Source organism: Haliscomenobacter sp. (assembly GCF_041740695.1).
Lineage (GTDB): Bacteria > Bacteroidota > Bacteroidia > Chitinophagales > Saprospiraceae > Haliscomenobacter.
Genome location: NZ_JBGSLK010000100.1, coordinates 12950 through 31251, shown reverse-complemented (window position 1 = coordinate 31251; position 18302 = coordinate 12950). Strand labels below are relative to the sequence as shown.

At 43.6% G+C, this 18302-nt stretch carries 11 protein-coding genes; 5 read left to right on the top strand and 6 right to left on the bottom strand.

Annotated elements, in window-relative coordinates:
• Window positions 1-89 precede the first annotated feature (89 nt).
• On the top strand, window positions 90-3653 hold the full coding sequence (locus tag ACEW9O_RS20070; protein ID WP_373551983.1) for a T9SS type A sorting domain-containing protein: 3564 nt from the start codon (window positions 90-92) through the stop codon (window positions 3651-3653).
• Between the two features lie 178 nt (window positions 3654-3831).
• On the opposite strand, the gene ACEW9O_RS20065 is transcribed toward ACEW9O_RS20070, so the two are convergent.
• The 3 genes from ACEW9O_RS20065 to ACEW9O_RS20055 form a co-directional block, all read right to left on the bottom strand.
• Window positions 3832-4515, bottom strand: coding sequence for a response regulator (locus ACEW9O_RS20065; RefSeq protein WP_373551982.1), 684 nt, complete (start codon window positions 4513-4515; stop codon window positions 3832-3834).
• Entirely contained in the window at window positions 4490-5275 is a 786-nt protein-coding gene (locus ACEW9O_RS20060) for a sensor histidine kinase (RefSeq protein WP_373551981.1), read from the bottom strand. The genes ACEW9O_RS20065 and ACEW9O_RS20060 overlap by 26 nt, the downstream gene beginning before the upstream one ends.
• A gap of 696 nt (window positions 5276-5971) precedes the next feature.
• Complete coding sequence (locus ACEW9O_RS20055; protein ID WP_373551980.1) at window positions 5972-6772, bottom strand: hypothetical protein; 801 nt, start codon at window positions 6770-6772, stop codon at window positions 5972-5974.
• 267 nt (window positions 6773-7039) lie between these two features.
• Between ACEW9O_RS20055 and ACEW9O_RS20050 the strand changes: the two genes are divergently transcribed.
• Both ACEW9O_RS20050 and ACEW9O_RS20045 read left to right on the top strand, forming a co-directional pair.
• Window positions 7040-8791, top strand: coding sequence for a hypothetical protein (locus ACEW9O_RS20050; RefSeq protein WP_373551979.1), 1752 nt, complete (start codon window positions 7040-7042; stop codon window positions 8789-8791).
• Between the two features lie 51 nt (window positions 8792-8842).
• A complete protein-coding gene (locus tag ACEW9O_RS20045; protein WP_373551978.1) occupies window positions 8843-12430 on the top strand; it encodes a hypothetical protein in 3588 nt (1195 codons plus the stop codon).
• Between the two features lie 76 nt (window positions 12431-12506).
• On the opposite strand, the gene ACEW9O_RS20040 is transcribed toward ACEW9O_RS20045, so the two are convergent.
• On the bottom strand, window positions 12507-12947 hold the full coding sequence (locus tag ACEW9O_RS20040) for a DUF4293 domain-containing protein (RefSeq protein ID WP_373551977.1): 441 nt from the start codon (window positions 12945-12947) through the stop codon (window positions 12507-12509).
• A gap of 311 nt (window positions 12948-13258) precedes the next feature.
• Between ACEW9O_RS20040 and ACEW9O_RS20035 the strand changes: the two genes are divergently transcribed.
• Both ACEW9O_RS20035 and ACEW9O_RS20030 read left to right on the top strand, forming a co-directional pair.
• On the top strand, window positions 13259-15202 hold the full coding sequence (locus ACEW9O_RS20035) for an OstA-like protein (protein ID WP_373551976.1): 1944 nt from the start codon (window positions 13259-13261) through the stop codon (window positions 15200-15202).
• Between the two features lies 1 nt (window position 15203).
• A complete protein-coding gene (locus ACEW9O_RS20030) occupies window positions 15204-15947 on the top strand; it encodes a tetratricopeptide repeat protein (protein ID WP_373551975.1) in 744 nt (247 codons plus the stop codon).
• Between the two features lie 5 nt (window positions 15948-15952).
• Here ACEW9O_RS20030 and ACEW9O_RS20025 read toward each other — a convergent pair whose 3' ends face one another.
• Together ACEW9O_RS20025 and ACEW9O_RS20020 are read right to left on the bottom strand one after the other, a co-directional pair.
• Entirely contained in the window at window positions 15953-16696 is a 744-nt protein-coding gene (locus ACEW9O_RS20025) for a hypothetical protein (protein WP_373551974.1), read from the bottom strand.
• Between the two features lie 5 nt (window positions 16697-16701).
• Window positions 16702-17991, bottom strand: a complete 1290-nt coding sequence (locus tag ACEW9O_RS20020; RefSeq protein ID WP_373551973.1) for an AAA family ATPase — start codon at window positions 17989-17991, stop codon at window positions 16702-16704.
• Window positions 17992-18302 lie beyond the last annotated feature (311 nt).

The window sequence follows — 18302 nt, the reverse complement described above, 5'->3', positions numbered from 1 at the left end:
ATGACCAGCTCTGCAAGGGCATCTACCAATTGTTGCTCAACCCTGTCTCTTTTCCTACCTGTGGATTGAGCAGTGACCCAGTCAATTTGATGGAAAAATCGTTTGATTTTGATATTTTCAGATTCCATGATTCAAAAATCACCTTTACATTCAGCGAGCCTGGTTTTTATAATGTAGGCAAATCTTTTCACGAGTTAGGGCCATTTAGCCTGGGCGGAGATTTCATCAACATGACTGAGGGAGAGTTGGAAGAACATAATGGAGTGTTTTATGTAAAAGCTCGAAACTCAAGTGGCTGTGAAGTGATCAAGCAATTTAGGCTGGATTGCATAGAGGGTTTTACTGCCAATATTGGCATTGAACCCGTAGCCGGTGATCCCAACAAGGTCAAATTAAAAGCTTTGGTCTTTGATGAAAGTTTTCAATTGATTGATTTGAATCAAACAAAACTTGGCCTGGCCTGGTGGGCTGAAGCCTGGCGTATAACCCCATTAGGCAGTGGTGCCGAAATCATCGTGGCCAAAAGCCAATTAGGCAATATCAATGGCATTTTATCTGCTACGCTAGAAGTGACCACTTCTTGCCCAGATGAGGCCAGCATCAATGAACGAATTCGACGAGGGCAAATCGTAACAAAAATCATTGATTGTCAAGTTAATGGAGACCCCATCTCAGCCTTTGTAAAAAAAATCGATCCTTTTTGTGCCGTAGGCAATAGAGGGGCAATCACTTTTGACCCAAAATGGGAATCCATCCTCATTAAAGTGAATGGGCAGCGGCTTCTTCCGGGCAACCCAAAATTTCTAAACAATTTACAAGCGGGCTCTTATGAAATTGAGATAGATGGATGCAGTAGTTTTTTTGTAACTGTACCCGAAGAGGAGTCTGCTTTGAAATTTGTCAAACTAAAGAAAGAAAACGACAACCCTTCGGTATGTGTGTACAAGGCTAAATGTGAAGAAGATGAGCACGATTTCACCAAAGAGTATCCTGTAAAGCTTGATTTTAATAGCGCTACTACGCCACTTTGTGCGGTTCCGACCTACTGTGATTACGATGGTTTTAGGAGGGATTTTGACCTTATTTCTTTTGGTGCTGAAAGACAGGTGGCAGCCGTTTATGTGCGGATGTTGAAAAGTCGAATGGCTATTTCCAGCGGAGCGACGTACGATAAACTGGAGGTGCAACTTGACAACGTTAAGGGCTTAAAAGGATGTAATATTGTAAAATTTTGCCCCACAACCTTGGAACGAATTAGTGAGGATAATGGGGTGTCTTTGGCGCGAGAAAGTGAAATATTTTGCCAGGATGACTGCGAATACATTGATTGTACATGGTTGCATGGCGCATTTGGAAAGATTTACGATGCCTGTGAGTTGGCGCCTAATTATATGGCCGATACCCGAAATTGTTGTGGGCCAGGAGGGGAAAAAATCAAAATATCTTTTCCTCAACTAGCATATGCATATTTTAGTTTAAACCAGATTGAACTCGAACAATTGTATTTGAGTATGCCACAATTTGAAGACTCACAATTGGAAAAAATCTTAAAAACACATATTGAGCCTTTATTTAGAGGTTTGGATCGGAATCATTTGATGGAGGCATTTACACGAGATCCTCGCTTGGCCTGCATACCCGAAGTGGAGGTATGTACAGATAGCTATAAACTGGTTCATCTCAGCGATGAGCAAGCAAGTATTGTCGTGCCTAACCCATTGAATGAAGTTCAGGGAAACAATAAGTGTGGCGAAATTATGTTGGCTTTACCATGGTCTTTAGATGACCGTGAGGGAAAACCTAGAAAAGCTTCGGTAAGTACCCAAACTTGTGCCATTCACCCTGATTTTGCTAAAGCAGGAGCTGTAGTTACACCTTCAGGAAAAACGCTGCTGGGGGTTTATTCCTGTGGGCTACAAGATTACAAACCTTTGTTTGGAAAGAAACGAAAAGTTGGAGGAAAAAACATTGAAATATGGGATGGAAAAGGGCTAGGTGAGCTATTGAATCCGCCAGTGCCGTTTGGACCACAAGATCAGTTTCCGGTTAGCCATTTATCCGAACTCACCGCTGAATCAAAAGCTCCTGTAGCTGATCCTCGCTTTAAAATTATGGTCGATTCTGTATCGGACCAATCTTTTTTGAGCCTGTCAACAATAAGTTCAAATGGTCATTTGGTTCCTAAATTGTTGTTTAAGGAGAATGAAATCAACCGTTATTACAATTACAGTCATGACCTTGCTTTGGTGCAAAGTTTAGACATGAAAAATGTTGAATTATTGCATGAAGACTGGGGAGAAAATAAAACCATTGCGGTTTTGAAAGGAGCGAATAGCAAGGAATTTATGATTGCTTCTCAGGATACAGCTCAATTGATTGTTTTATCTATTGTAAGTGACAGTTTGCTAAAAGTGACCCATTTGTCAAAAATAGAAAATTCTATGTTTGTTGCTGGACATTACTATGGCCGCTTGTTTCTGGGGGGTCAAGCCTTTGATTCCATTCCTGATTATCAAAAAGCAGGTATCTTTTTAAGCAGAATAAGCCTTGAAGGGGAAATTGAAGACGTTTTAATCATTGAAAACATAGATACTTTGGGCGGACTCTTTTTCTCTGAAAACCAGTCTGGCACAATTACTTTGGCTGCTCAGGCACTAGGGAATAGTTTGCTAGTCAATGGAGTAGAAACTCCTCTCTTGGATTCGAACAGCATGTTTATTGGTAAGTACGAATATTCCAACGGTTTCCAGTTGCTGAATCAGACAATTGGCCATTCTGGGTTTAAAATTGCCGGAATTACTTTTGCAGCAGACAAACAAGAAATAGCAGTTGCTTTGTTTGGAAGTGGAGAAGTCACGACGATAAATAATGCCCCTTCCTTGGTTGTTGGACAAAAGCTTAATCTTCTGCGATTCAATGGACAAGGAGGTTTTATCGATGCAATTTCTTGTCCTTCCGATAAACTTAACTATGCCAAGACTAAAATTTGTTACGGCGCTCAGCAAACATTGACTTTGGGAATAACTTATCGGGATTCAGTCCAAATCTTCGATACAACTTTGACTAGCTTCGGCAATGAAGATATCGCCATCATTAAATTCAAAAAGAATGGCAATTTCCATTGGCTTAGGGATTTTGGAACGGAAGACCAAGAAAGTTTGTCACAGCTTTTCTACAATAAGGATAATACGATGTATATCGCAGGTGAGTTTTCAGGAAATATTTCCGAGACTCGTCGCCTAGGAGATTATATTTTTTATGATACTACAGGCCAATCCAGTCAGAGGGTATTTCTTTCTTACATTCCTGATACTTTGGCAATAGAAAATATTCCTGAACTGGAAGCACTTCAAACTGAACTTAAGCTAGAGCCTCAACTTGAATTAGCAGCAACAATTCAAAAACTTAGGGTACAACCCAACCCCTTCACCAACCAAACTACCGTAATCTGCACTACCACTGAAGCTGGCCAATACATTCTGGTGGTACAAAATGAATTGGGCACGGTAGTATCCCAACAATCCCTGGAGTTGGGGCTTGGGCAAAACAGCCAAGTGCTGTCAACCCAACAATTTACTCCAGGTTTTTACTACCTCACGCTGCGCAATGCCAAAGGCAAGGTAGTTGGGGCGCAGAAATTGATTAAGCAGTAAAGAGGAATGACGAATTTTTCGAATGACGAGTGACGAATACCCGGTCACGGAGCGTAGCCGAAGTGCCGGGTATTCGTCACTCGTCATTCGAAAAATTCGTCATTCTTTCAAACTCTGCGCATGCCCTGAATGCTTTCGCAGCGTTTGTATTCAGCTTCTTCCGCCTATTTTCACCTTTTCACCTTTTCTTAAACCAAAACGTCTCCGGATTAATCTTCACCAACTGGTGCTGAATGGCGTACACCACCAACCCCGCCACATTTTTACAACCCAATTTTTCCAATAAATTATTCCGGTGTCCATCCACGGTACGGGGGCTGATGAAGAGTTTTTCGGCAATCTCGCCCGTGGTGTATTCTTCACAAATGAGTTGGAGTATTTCCTTTTCCCGACTGGTGATGTCGACCCCAAAAGACAGGGGCATTTTGGGTTTGCTCTTTTGCAACATGTTGTCCCGGATGACTTCCAATACCGCCTGATTGTAACTGAAGCCATTGTTGTACACCTCCCGAATGGTGGCCACTACTTCGTCCGGAGTAGCATTTTTGGGCAAATAAGCCCCGGCACCCAACTCGATCATGTTGACGATGAAGGCTTTGCTAAAATAGGTGGAGAGCACGATGATTTTGATGTTGGGAAAATTTTCTAGCAAGGCTTTGGCCGTGTCTACCCCATTGAGATTAGGCATTTTCATATCCAGCAAAAGGACGTCCGGTAGGGTAGAGGCCTGACGCAATTGTTGCAGAAGCTGTTCACCATCCTGCGCTTCGAGTATGACACTGAGGCCTTCGTAATCTTCCAACAGCAATTTCATGCCCTTGCGAAACAAGGCTTCATCATCGGCTAAGGCTAGGTGAATCATTGGGGTATGGATATTTGATGCTGAGGGAAAAACCAGCTCCTGGCTGGCTGTCCAAACTATGTTGGGCCTGGATCATTTGGAGTCGACTTTCGATGTTTTGCATGCCCAGACCCGTTTTTTTGTTCATTTGATTGGGGTCAAAACCCTGGCCATTGTCCTGGTATTCCAGGCGCAATTCTTTGTTGTTGGCCAACAAGCGGATGTTGATTTGGGAGGCCTGGCCGTGTTTGATCGAATTGCTGATCAATTCCTGAATGATGCGGAACAAGTTGAGTTCGACCATTTTTTCAATTGGCCGATCTTCGCTTTGCACATGGTCAAACTGTAAATTTAAGGCGGAAGTGCGTTGATAACTGTCACACAATTCTTTGATGGCATCCGCCAGCCCAAAATTCTCCAAAGTGGGTGGCAAAAGGTCGTGCGAAATGCGCCGCGTCGTATCGATGGTATCGTTGATGACGCCGAAAATGTCGCTGACGGTTTCTTCCAAAACCGGCGAAGCCGCCGCATTTTTTTTCAGCCGATGCAAGTTCAGGTGAATGACGTTGAGCTTGGAGCCTACCTCGTCGTGTAGGTCCTTTGCGATGCGCTTTCGTTCTTCTTCCTGAGTCTTGATGTTGTTGTACAACAGGTTTTCCTGGTGTTCCAGTTTAAGCTGCTGTACACGCATTTGTTCCGCTAGTATTTTGCGTTGAGACCGGTTAAAAAAAACAATAAAAGCTAGAGCCAGACTGAGCATAATGAGTATGCCAATCGTCATGAGTAAGTAGATTTCGTTTGCCGAAATTGCCATATTGCAGTGAACACCAGGAGTTGAAAAATCAAGTAAAGTAAGGCGTTCGCAACCCAAAAAATCTTGTGAAAGTCATCAAGTTTAAAGAACACATTACCAAACATAAAGATAAATAAACTTCCGGTGTAATACAGCAAGATGGCAGAATTGATCGTTTTTAGGACACTATGATAAGGGCTAGGCTGGTTATTCGTCGCTTGCCAAAAATAAACTACAGCATAAGCAATATAAATGACTTGGGTTAAGGTTTTGGAGTAGGTGTTAAAAACGGTAATCGGTTGTAAATAAATAGAATTAGCGATGATTAATACAACTACCGAGCCTATCAACCACCCAAGGTATTTCTTCCAAATTGAGTTTTTATCAAAAATTTGAGTATAAAAGAGACTCATCAACACGAACTCTCCCAAGGTATATAAGTGTAATAGTGAAAGATTGTTCATTTTTTGCAACCACATCACTTTAGCTATGGCTTGAATAATCAGGCTGAAAAATAAGAGACCACAGAAATACCGTAGGATAGGCCAATTTTTCCAGAAATAAATCATCGATAACACAATGTTAATCAACAACATTATTTCTGATGAATTGGTAATCAATAATTGCCACGATTTCATGGTTTCAATATTGTTTCAGTGTTCGTGAGTCGAAAGCAGAGGTTAACTAAGGTATACAAGAGGTTGGACAAGGACTCGTAAAATCAAAATACTCCCCATCTCCATCATCATCTGGCCGCTTCTTGCTCAGCTTGGTAAACTTCCGCGCATAAAAAGAGTGTAAGTAATAATCGACCTCTTTGTTGTCCTTGATGACCAACACACCATTCAGGTTGTTGTTGGGCTGATCACCTTGCAGGCTACAAGACAAACCCACCAAATCGTTCCAGGGCAATTGAAAGCCATAAGGGTAAAACAAGGTGCCTTTGGGCATAGCATCGATGTATTTTTGCATCGCCAGCATATTGGACTGAGCGGCATTTGCTTTGATGGGTAAAACTTTACTGGGATTTAGCAAACTATAGTACACGACTGGTCCCTTTTTGCCATTGCCCAAACTACTAAAGCAAGCAAAATAAGGGGTAATGGTTTGCAAGCTGGTTTTTGGATCAGTTTCCAGGGCCAGCATCACCCAGGTGGAATCATCGCCATTAACGTTGGGTAAAATTTTCCCCTCGTCCTTCCACTTGATTAAGGTATCGATGTTGCTAACTGGGATGATAAAATGAGTAACTCTGGCATTGCTGATGTTGTAGCCATTTGGAATATTAACGGCATTGATGAAGGCTGCATATTTGGCAGAATCGGATTGGGCAAGGGAGTCCGGCACTGTTACGAAATCAGCAGCACAAAGGGTGTCACCAGTTTCAGTCTCGGTTGAAGTTTGTTCAGACGCTGAATTGTTACAGCCCATCTCTAATAAAGCGAAACCAAACAGGAACAAGGAAGTAAAAATAAAATAGCGCATTGTGGATGAATTTGAGGTGTTTTCGATCAATAACGCATCAAATGTATTCACTATTTAAGGTAAGAACAAGCCCTCCAGGATAAATCAGGTAAAAATACCTGGTAAGATTGGTGAAAATACCTAATTCTCAAATGGCGCATTTCTGCGCTTAATATGGTTTGTCTTTAGCACTTACTTTGCATTACGTTTAAACGATCAACCAACAAGTCATATCCATTCTCCCCGCACACAAATAATTTTATTCTTCATTCTTAAAACCTTATCATTATGAGTGCTATGCAGTCTAATCTGTCATTGTCAGATTATGCCTACGACATGGTCGTATCGGTCACCCAGGATGCCATCAATACCACCCTTTTGCAATACTTGAGCAAGTATGAGGGGCAGGAATTTATCAGCTGTTATGTTTATAACCCCGATTATGATCCCAACAATCCGGGGGACATTCCTGAAAATATTCCAGGTGATTATGACGCACTGGTTGCGCTCGCAGGGATGGATCTTTTTTCAATTCCCAATTCTGCGCAGCAAACCCCTGCGCAGAAGACAGCAGCCACAACAGTATACGGAGAGGGAGGTTTTTCTTTTGCCTTTAAGGCTTCAATGGGTACCCCCGAAGGTTTTTCCTTGTTCTCCTTACCAGATGTAGTGGTATTCGATAAAGGAACAGTAATGGTGACGTACAACCTGTATTTTAAAAACTTTCAAATCCTGAACACTGAGGAAAATCGGGGCGTACTTACCTGGACCAACATGTCGCAAGCTGATCAACCAGCGCCCTGGGTTTTTTCTTTCATCGTAAATTTGGACCTCAATACGGATGATTCTACGGCGGCATTCAATAGCCTGCCTGCTAGTGTGCAATCACAGGTCAAAAACCTGAATCCTGATTCCATGTTTAGTGTTCAACAATTGTATCTGGACCTCAACAATGCTGGACTCGAATCAGCCCCTACGGTAGTTGGTTTGCCCTCGACTAGCACCGCTTACATTTATCTAACCGAGGTCTTTACCAATTCCTATTTCAAACAAGTGCAAGCACAAGGTGGAGATTTGTTGGGCTATACTGTAGTGCCTCAATCTCCCAACACCAGTAGCCCTTCGCTTATTCCTACTGATCTAAGCTTCATTATTTCGCCACTATACGATGAGAACGGGAAGCCAGTTGATGAAACTTACGACTATACCTTGAACTACCTGGTGATGTCCAATAACAATCACCTGCCCGCACCTAAGGTTTTTACCTGGAACTGGGTAGAGACTGCTGAAACATCCGATTTTAACGGTACCAGTGTAGTGCGGAAGGCCGATTTTGTCTCTTTCATCAATCATTGCTTTAGTGCTGAATTGTATAAAATATGTTTGATTCCAACGGTAGATTTTGATGCAGGGTGGTTGAATGCCAAATACCATTATGGCTACTATAGTGATACGAGCGCTCACAATTTTACGACAGTTAATGATGGCACCAACCATGTCTTGAGTTTCAGCTATTCTAGATCTGCCTCGGCTGGCGATCGCCATGGCCTAACCTGGGGGAGTTTAACCATTCGTACAGATGCCAGTTCGAATGTTTATTTTGAAAACAATACCATTCGCAACGTCACTTCTGTTGATGCCTGGATTGATTACGATTTTGAAGGGGGCCATACCACCGGATATGCTGCCAATTACACCATTACCACCATCTATGTATTAGCCGTTGATACACATGGTAAACTGGTGGTAACCATCAACCCCAATCCCCCTACGATGGTCAATAATGGTACTACCCTGGATGCCGATACTTGGTCTGAAATATCCACCTTGGGTCAAGTAAATGATAATGTCAGCGATTTTGACGACTACTTTAGCTCTTTGCAGGACTATCTATCCGGCTACAGCAATGATATTCTAAACATGCTCAATGGCTCTAATGTCTGGGTGTATCCAGGAGGCCAAACCTTCTCGTTCAAGGATATCAAATTTTCAGATTACCTCGATTTGGTTGCACACGTCACCTACGTTGATCCTACCTGATCCAGGAGCTGCCTTACAAACCATTTTTATTACGGTTAAAATTTTATAGTCATGAGTGTAAAAATGACTTATTCATCAGAATTGATGGATAACTATCTGCAATCGGAGTTGATTTCTCCTCAGTCTTTGTTCCAATCCTTACAAACCCAGGACGGTCACTCTCTTTTATTCTCCATTGGTACAGATCAGGTTTTTTACCTGATTCAGGAAAAAAGCGATAGCCAAACAGGGTGGGAACAAGTTGATCAAAGTTCAACTTTAAGTCAATATTATGGCAATGCCACAATTGTAGCCAAAACCTTTGCTGTTGCCCAAAATATCACCAATGGCAAAATTGACATTGCGCTGGCCGTGACCGTCAATGGCAATGATTATTTGTATCTTTCTTTAGGCAATTCGGACAGTCAATTGGATTGGACGAGTGGCATCCACTGGACTGCGATTCCTTTTGACGACGCCACCCATTCCATGCCTGTTTTGGCTATTGAAGACATCTACCTGGCAGAGGCAAGTACCAATACCCCTGCCGAATACCCGGTTGTGGATGTGTTGAGAAACCCCGGTGATGGAAGCAACATCATTTTTAGGTATTACATCGACCTTGCCAAAACGGTAACGTCCGGCCAATTCTGGAATCCCCACGATGTGTCAGCTGATTTAACGGCAGGTTCGATCAGCAGTGCAGTAGGTCGAAAATACCAGGAGGGTATTGATGGCATTTACACTTTTGGTACCATTGGCAGTACCAACGAGTTGATTTATGCACCTTTGTTCAATGTATATGACCGGCACAATCCGAATGCACCCGCAGCCCCCAGTCGTTTGACGGTGCCTGTCAATGTCACTGCTTTTGCGGTCACTGCTTCAGCAAGCCTTAATGGATGTACCGATGTTTTTATGGCTGGAGCTGGTGCCTTGCATTATTTTTCAGCGGATAATCAGTACGATGGGGCGACCTCAAAGCCGGTTTTTCAGAACCTACTGTTTAACGATGTAGTCAATCTCTTTGCCAGTACCAGTTCTGATGCAGTAATTGTATGGGGCCTTAACCGTGCAGAGCAGATTTTTTATACTTCTTGCCCCAAAGCCAATGTCCAGGACAGTACGGCTTGGTCTTATCCTTTGATTCTGCTTTCTGGAGTGGAACAAGTGGCCCCTTACGTCAATCGGGTGAATGATGGCAATACTTTTTTTGCACACGTGGGCAACAATTTACTCCAAAAGGCAACTCAAACACCCGAAACCACGATCTGGAATTTTCAGCCCATCAAACTTCCACCGCTAGATCCGTCAGTCAAAGCGACTAAAATCAGTTCTTATACTACCTTAATTCAGGTGTTGGATGAAAACAACAATCCAGTACCCAATTATACGGTTCCGCTAGCCTCGGTTTATCGTTGCAGTGTGTACCTCAACAATCGGTATTATGTGCTGGATAAAACGCCGATTCCAGTCAATACCAATCCGGCTGGGAGCATTACCATTGTTGACATGGCCGATAACCTTTCGGGTAATGCTTACAAAGTTTATCAGGCAGATGGCACCTACATCAGCATTAATCCCATGAATGGGCCTACGCAGCAAATTGCCACCTTGAACACCGTTGATGCGCTGAATAGTGCACAAATCCAATCGGGGACCGCTACTACTCCTTCCAAACCGCTGGTAGATCCAAACGCCTCAGACGATGACAAACAGGCCGTCGTAGATTCCATCAATCAATTGAGTTCCATCTCAACTACTTTGCCAGCGGATGGTTCGGTGGCCTCGACTGCCACTCCCAGTGCAGCTACCTTGGCCGCAATTCCTGTCGAAAACATCATGATGTTTTCGGTCCGACCAGGAGGCTTAAGCCGAGTGACCCCAACGCTACAGTTGGATTCCGGTTTGGTCGATTTATCCCAAACCATTTTGGTTGCTGCAGGCGATTTTGTCAATTGGATTGTGGATACTGCTACGGAAGTATATGATTACATGATCGCTGCGGTTGAAGATGCCTGGCATTTCATCGTGACCATCGAGGGCATTGCCTATCGTTTTGTCATTGATTGTATTGATAAAGTGATCAGCGCCATCGTGTTGGTGTTCAATGCCATCAAAACGGTATTGAAGGATTTGTATGAATTTTTGAAATTCCTCTTCTCCTGGGATGATTTCATGCGCACCAAGGATGTATTTAAAAACATCATGGTGCTGAACCTGAATTATGGGGTCGACCAATTGGATAACATCAAGGCGTTTGTGGATGCGGAAATTCAAAAATTGGTGCAAACTATTGATAGTTGGGCGGACGTAGCGCCTGATACTTGGGCAAGCCAACTGGAAAATGGGAATGAGTCCATGAATTATGCACAATCCACCACTGATTATTCCAGCTTGTATACTTCGCCCAATATGTACTTGCAATCCCATTTTACTACCAATGTCAGCAATGGGCAAGAACAAGGGGTGATTGGCACCGTGACCGATTTAGCCGAGGATCTTTTGAATGAAATCAAAACTGCCTTTGAAAGTGAATCGGATGCATTAAAAGACATGGTGGCTCGCATCAAGTCAGAATTGTTGGATGATGACAAGTATAAATCGCTGACTTTGGTAGAAATCATCAAAACGCTGACTGCCATCATTGCCGATACCATTCTTAATTCTGCGGAAGTGCTGATTGATATGGTCATTGAAGTACTTAAATCTATAGCTACAGCAGCTATAGAACTTTTGGATCAACCCATTTGGATTCCCGTCTTATCCGATATTTTGGAAGACATTTTTGGCGCAGGCATCAATTTCTCCTTGTTGGACATTGTTTGTTTGGTAGCTGCTGTGCCAGCAACCATTATGTATAAGGTCGTCAAAGGGGAAGCTCCTTTCTCTGAAGATGATGGTTTTAGCAGCAAAATTATCAATGCGAAAGATGTAAATGCCTTGCGTGCTGCTTTTAATACCAATCCTCAACAGATGATGTTGGCAACCCAACCTGAGTTGGGTGGGCTAATTGACCTTGATCCAGCAGACCAACAAATCCTTTATGTGGTTTCACATTTCGTTTCCTGTGTTGCAGGTAGTATATCTGCTGTCTTAAGTGCAGTAGACAACCTTTCTATTAAATACAAAGGAGTATTCACCAGTGCAGTTACCATCGATAGTTTAATTAGTTTGGCCAGTATGGGCGTTTCCGCCCTTTTTGCTCAACCACTTTCTATTGTTAACAAGCCTATGAAATTTACCAGAATTGGCTGCGTTTTCTTAACCATTGTAGCAAAAATCGGCTTTGGAATTGGAGCGAAAAAGCTTAAATCGGAGGAAAGTAAAACCACGGCAGTATTGGTTGGGTCAGCTGTAGATGCTATCCTTGCAGGAGTATCAATTCTACCTAGTGCCTGGCATTTCTATGAATTATCCGAAGATGAATCTTCCGCAACTCGTAGTTTAGCCATTATTGACGAAACGAGCAAGTTGTGTAACTTTTTGTCGCGGATAAGTTCCTTCGCAACTAAATTAGACAAGGGCACTCCAACAGTAAAGGCCGTTTTAAGCCTGACCACTGCCGGGCTTTTCTTGTGTTATGGTCTATTGCAAGGTAGTGCGGGAATTTACTGCTTGGCTACAGACGTGACAGTACTGGTTGAAGAGAATGCCTAAATATAGGGTGTTTGATTTGTAAATAAAAGGGTTGATGACCGATTGGTTATCAACCCTCTATGTAGTTTTGTTCTTATCACCGCAACCGATCCGCCGACCTTACCAGCTTCTCATCCTTATTCACAAAGCGATAAGCCAGCAGCGTAAACACCAGCGCCGCAATCGTCATGTACAAGCCCAGGCCGTCGTTAATGGCTTCTTTACTTTTATTCAGCCCTTCCTGCATGAACAACACCACAGTAAGGATGCTGCCCACAATGGCCGCAATGGTAGAAAACACCGCCAGCCGCATTTGAACCGCCCGATTTTTGAATAAAAAAATCGCTGCAATGGATAGGGCTCCTGCTACGGCAAAGGCTGCCATCAGCGCCACATGATCCTGGACGCCATAAACAGCATCACTTAAAAAGGCCGATTGGGCCACTGCCTGTTTGGTTTCGGCAAAAGGTACGCCAAACAATCCGAGGTAAAGCCCCCCGGCCAGCAGAAAGAAAACGCTCTGAATTCGCTGAATCATAGCTGTAGATTAAGGGATATTGTAGTTTAATAGTGATATTTGCGGCGGAAGATAAAGAGTTGTTGTGATCACAACAACTTTAAACGCTTATGGACTTACAACAAAACATCAATCGACTGAGTTATTGGTACTTTGGTGGGAGAAGAGGCAGCAGAATTGCTGATTGATTAATCATTAAGGGGCGATAACAAAATAAGTGTTCATTTTGCCAAAGGATTAGATAAGAAAACGTTTCATTTCAAGTGTCTTATCTAATCCTTTGGCTCAAGAAAAATGAACACTTATTTTTTCCCCACTACTAAGTAAAAAAAATGTATAGGCAGTTTTGGCTTTTAGGAGTGATGTGGATGCTGACCGGAATAGCCCATATACAAGCACAACCCCCCGGCGCAAGCAGAGAAGGTAGTCGGGTGATCATTCTTTACTCCGACAAATCCGTATACGAAACCAGAGGTGAAACGACCATCAATCGCCTGAAAGGCAAAGTAGAGCTGAAGCAAGACAGCGTTTACATGTACTGCGATTCAGCCACGGTGGAAAACGAAACCCAGGTTTATGCCTATGGAAAGGTAGTGATCCAGCAAGGCGACTCGCTGAAAATTTTTGCCGATGAAGCCCAATACGACGGCGAATCCAAAATTGCTAACCTCTTGGGGCGAGTTATCCTGGTCAATGGCAACCGCAAACTCTATACCCGTCGCCTCGACTACCGCACCGATACCCGCGTAGCCTATTACACCAACAACGCTACGATGGTCAGTGATTCACTCTCTTTAAAAAGTAAGGTGGGGTATTACTACGTGGCGTCCAAAGAAGTGCATTTTCGGGAAAATGTAACTGCAGTTGGGCCTCGCTTTAGCCTCAAAGCAGACTCCCTCAACTACAACACCGAATCCAAGATAGTCGATTTCCTGGGACCAACCGTCATCACCAACGACAGCAGCCAAGTGTATTGTGAAGATGGCTTTTATGACACGCTCAACAACCGCGCCGAGTTTTCCGGCAATGCCCAGTACGTCAAAAAAGACCAACAAGCCGAGGCCGATACCATCACCTACGACGACAACCTCAAGATCTACTCCCTGCGCGGCAACGCTCGAGTGGAAGACTCAACCCGCCTGGCCATTGGCGACCTGATCCGGTATGACGAATTACAAGACACCACTTTTTTAAAGGGGAACGCCCGCTACCGTGAAAAAGAACAGGACATCAATTCCGAAATCATCAGCTATAACCGCAAAAAAGGCACCTTCAAAACCCTGGGCCGCACCTACGTCAGCGACCCACCTAACTTGATGGAAGCCGACCAAATGGGTTTTGATGATGCTATTGGTCTTGGGGTCGCCACCGGGAATGTGATGTGGCGGGACACTGCTGCGGATCTCTCCATCAATGCAATGCGAGCCGATTATGGTAAAAAAAATGGGTACCTCAAAGCGTCAGGTGGTTCGAGGGGGCGACCGGAACTCATCACGATTGTAGAGGGGGATTCGCTGTTTTTATCCGCAGATACCCTCCTGGCGATAAAGGCAGATAGTTTGCCGAGCAAGTCGAAGGATACTTTGTCGGTTGGGAAAAACGACTCCCTGGCTGTGGTGCAAAAAGATACCATGCAAACCGACACCAGCCGCATTTTACACGCTTACCACAATGCCCGGATTTACAAAAAGGACTTCCAAGCGGTGTGTGACTCGATGGTGTATTCCACTCGCGATTCTTTGTTTGCCCTCTACGGAAATCCAATTGTGTGGTCGGACACCAGCCAATTTACCGCTGATACGATTTACCTCACCATGAAGAACAAAAAGATTGATAAAATCATCATGAGGAGTAACTCCTTCATTGTAGTCATCTCGGACGGGACTTATTTTAACCAGATCAAGGCTCGAAACGTGGTTTCCTATTTTGTGGAAAGCAACCTCAAACGAATGGATGCCTTTGGCAATGCTGAGGTCGTTTATTACGCCAAAGACGATTCTGAGGCTTATGTGGGGGTAAACAAAACGGAGTGTAGTGAAATGGTGATTCGCTTTGGTGCGCAAAATGCGGTGGAAAAAATCACCTTCATCACCGATCCCAAATCGGTGCTTAGCCCGATGGGGACTACCAATCACCGTACTTTGCGTTTGAAGGGTTTCCGTTGGGAAGTAGATTCTCGCCCGCGCAAACGTGAAGACATATTTGTGGTACTTACGCCGCAAAACCGCATCGGCCCCGCTAACCGCATCAAGATCAACAACGATGATGAAAAATAGATTGACTATTATAATTTTCTTTACGCTGACTTGTTTAGGCTTTACTTTTGCCCAAACGCCCATCCAAATTGCCCAACAAGCCCAGCAAGCCTACCAGCAAAGCCGCTATGCCGATGCCGTAACTGCCTATGAAAAACTAATCCAGGGAGGTTACCACGACGCCGATTTGTGTTACAACCTGGGCAACGCCTGTTTTCGGGCCGGAAAACTCGGCAAAGCCGTACTCTACTACGAAAAAGCCCTCAGCCTGAGACCCACTGACGAAGCCACCCTCGCCAACCTCGAACAGGTGCGCAGCGAACTCACCGACCAAATTGACCACAGCGCAGCCCCCGAATGGTGGGACTGGTTTCTGCAACCCCAATGGATCATGAGCCCCAATGCTTGGGCGATCACGTTTGGTGTACTGATCTGGTTGGGTATGGGTTTGTTTTGGTACATCCGCCGCAAACCGACTGCCCCCTGGATGCCTTGGGTAGCAAGGGGAGTATTGGCCCTAGCTTTTTTTGTGATGCTGGCCGCTGCCTTGAGTTATTGGCATGATCATCAAAACCCCAGCGGAGTGATTTTGAGCAAAGAAGCGACCCTGCGCATTGGGCCAGAGCAAGCTAGTCCGGCAATTCGAACCTTGCACGAAGGCACCAAAGTGGGCTATTTGGACAAAATCGGGAGTTGGGATAAGGTGCGTTTGGCGAATGGACAGGAGGGATGGTTGGAAGGGAAAAGTACGGGGAGGATTAGGTGATCAGCTCAAATGCCTTGCAAAAAAGGAAAATTGCTGCGCACCATTAAAGAAAAAACACTTTTGTTTTGAGCGGCTTCACTTAGAAGTTCCAACGATATCATATCTCCTTGAGCCGCATGTCTGGCAATGTCTTGAAGGTTTTTCAACCAACTAAATCGGTACTCATTCAGTTCATCTCTGTCTAAGCCTAGCCTTTCTATGGTTAAAGTTCCTTTGTCGTCTATACCTTTTGGGATTTCCTGATCGAAATAAATATGGTCTTCTGGGGTGTCTTTAGTCGGATCGACAATTAAAGGTTCTTCTAAATGCAAATCAGCGTGATTGTGGTGGGACTTAACCCTTTTTGCGTCGTCAGCTAAAGGGAAAAAATTGCGTTTGTAGGTCTGATTACAAACTTGACAAGACAAAAATAAATTTTCAAAATCATAGGCCAACCAATAGTAACCTGGGCGAAGTAGAGTAGTGCTAGTACTATCCTGATACCCTCCTTTGGGACGGAAATGCTCTACATCTCCATGTGCGATATGCCTCACAAAAGATTCGCAAAAACAACATTTCCCATGTTGAAGTTGAATAAGTGCTTGTTTTACATCAGTGTGTCCATAAATGTTTGAGTCGAATTCAAAGGTTCGTTTCCCTGCATCATATTCAGTTTCCAAAACTTGAGTAGCTAATGTTCCTTTACTTTTTGAATTGGTTCTATCCAAAATAAGCGGAACTGTGGCATGTGATTTATCTATCTTGATCATAATTTTTACGATGCAGCTTTTTCATTTTTCAACTTTTTCAGATGCTCCACAATTCTTTGGCCAAGAGAGCTATCTTCTGGCAATAGGGTTCCAAATTGTTCGTCTAATTGTTTGAGCTCATCTTGCTCGGAAGGCGTAAGTTCTTGTCTTCGAATCAATTCCCTGCGGCGTTCATATTTGTCTTGCGCAACTAGCCCATATTTTTCATGGATGCCAAAAACTTCTTCTAACCAATATTCATAGGATTTTTCATCTTCGGACAAGATCGGATAGCCCTCCGCCAACTTACTATCTCCATTCGGTTTCACTAATTTATGTATACAGGCTCCATCCACAGAGCCTACCACAAAGGGGGAGTGGGTACTGATGAAAATTTGTGCATTCGGGAAAAGTTTCTGCACCACAGGCAGAATTTTGCGCTGCCATACGGGATGCATGTGTACTTCTATTTCATCGAGAAAAAGGATAAAGTTGCGCTCGAAAACGGGGGTGTCGTTTTCCCATTTTACGCGATCCATACGCATGAGAAGGTCAGCAATCCAGGAAATGATACTTTTGAGACCGTCTGGTAGTTGGTTGAATTCTAGCTTCTCTCCTCCTACTATTATAATTACTTTGAACGGATTCCTTTCTATACTAAGCTTGATCTGCTTCTGGATAATTTCAGAAACGGTAGTTTCTAACTTATCAATATTGAAGCGAAATTGATCTGCTTCAGCTATGTTTCCATCTACCTGAGCTAGTGCGCTTTTTGATTTATTATTTACAATCCATTGCAGGATATTTTCTGATTGAATTGATTGTTGAAAATCTAAGGCATGTTCAAATGGATGGGCTTCAATTTCTTTCACACCATCAATCTTTTTATGTTCAAAACGACGATGACCAGAATAAGCAAAAAAGGCTATACTAAAAGGAAGATTTGGATTGTCATAAGGTTTCCAGTACCGGTTAGTTACCAATGGACTTGTTTTTCCTAGTGTTTTGTGCAAGTTTAAAGGATGTTCAGCTATTTCAATAGTTTCCTTGTTTAGGACTAAACTTAGACTGTATTCTTTGGTAGATCGACGCTTAGGAGCAATATTCTTGAAATTATCGGGCTGTATGAGTGCTGCCATTATCTCCAAAATAGTAGTTTTCCCAGTTCCGTTTTCCCCTGTTAGTATGTGAATTTCGGCCTTATTTTTTAACTCCTTGGGTCTCTTGAACTCTAAGGTTAGACGGCCAAATGAGCCAATGTTGTATATTTTAAGTTCGCTTATACGGAACATAGAGATAATTTGATGCTGTTTCATACAAAAATACACTTTTTACCCCAAAAACGAATCAACTTTTGTGTCACCCCAGAATCGCGGCAGCGATTCAATCTTGCATAGCCGCGTTCATCTGCGGACACCAACGAACGCCAGGCGTCTACAACCACGGCAGCGGTTGAATTTCTGCGCTGATCAGTTCAACCGCTGCCGCGGTTGTTAAAACCCTCACCCACCTCTAAAACCCGCGGACGACCGCGGCTATGCAAGATTCAACCACTGCCGTGGTTGGGGGTTGTTCGGGTCAACAAACTGGGTTCATTTCTAGACACCATAAATAATTTCCCCCGAAT

Bases quoted from the DNA above. Each gene is read 5' to 3' on its own strand.
- ACEW9O_RS20065 (WP_373551982.1), bottom strand. From the start codon at position 4,515: ATGATTCACCTAGCCTTAGCCGATGATGAAGCCTTGTTTCGCAAGGGC.
- ACEW9O_RS20025 (WP_373551974.1), bottom strand. From the start codon at position 16,696: ATGATCAAGATAGATAAATCACATGCCACAGTTCCGCTTATTTTGGAT.
- ACEW9O_RS20045 (WP_373551978.1), top strand. From the start codon at position 8,843: ATGAGTGTAAAAATGACTTATTCATCAGAATTGATGGATAACTATCTG.
- ACEW9O_RS20070 (WP_373551983.1), top strand. From the start codon at position 90: ATGGAAAAATCGTTTGATTTTGATATTTTCAGATTCCATGATTCAAAA.
- ACEW9O_RS20040 (WP_373551977.1), bottom strand. From the start codon at position 12,947: ATGATTCAGCGAATTCAGAGCGTTTTCTTTCTGCTGGCCGGGGGGCTT.
- ACEW9O_RS20055 (WP_373551980.1), bottom strand. From the start codon at position 6,772: ATGCGCTATTTTATTTTTACTTCCTTGTTCCTGTTTGGTTTCGCTTTA.
- ACEW9O_RS20060 (WP_373551981.1), bottom strand. From the start codon at position 5,275: ATGACGATTGGCATACTCATTATGCTCAGTCTGGCTCTAGCTTTTATT.
- ACEW9O_RS20035 (WP_373551976.1), top strand. From the start codon at position 13,259: ATGTATAGGCAGTTTTGGCTTTTAGGAGTGATGTGGATGCTGACCGGA.
- ACEW9O_RS20050 (WP_373551979.1), top strand. From the start codon at position 7,040: ATGAGTGCTATGCAGTCTAATCTGTCATTGTCAGATTATGCCTACGAC.
- ACEW9O_RS20020 (WP_373551973.1), bottom strand. From the start codon at position 17,991: ATGAAACAGCATCAAATTATCTCTATGTTCCGTATAAGCGAACTTAAA.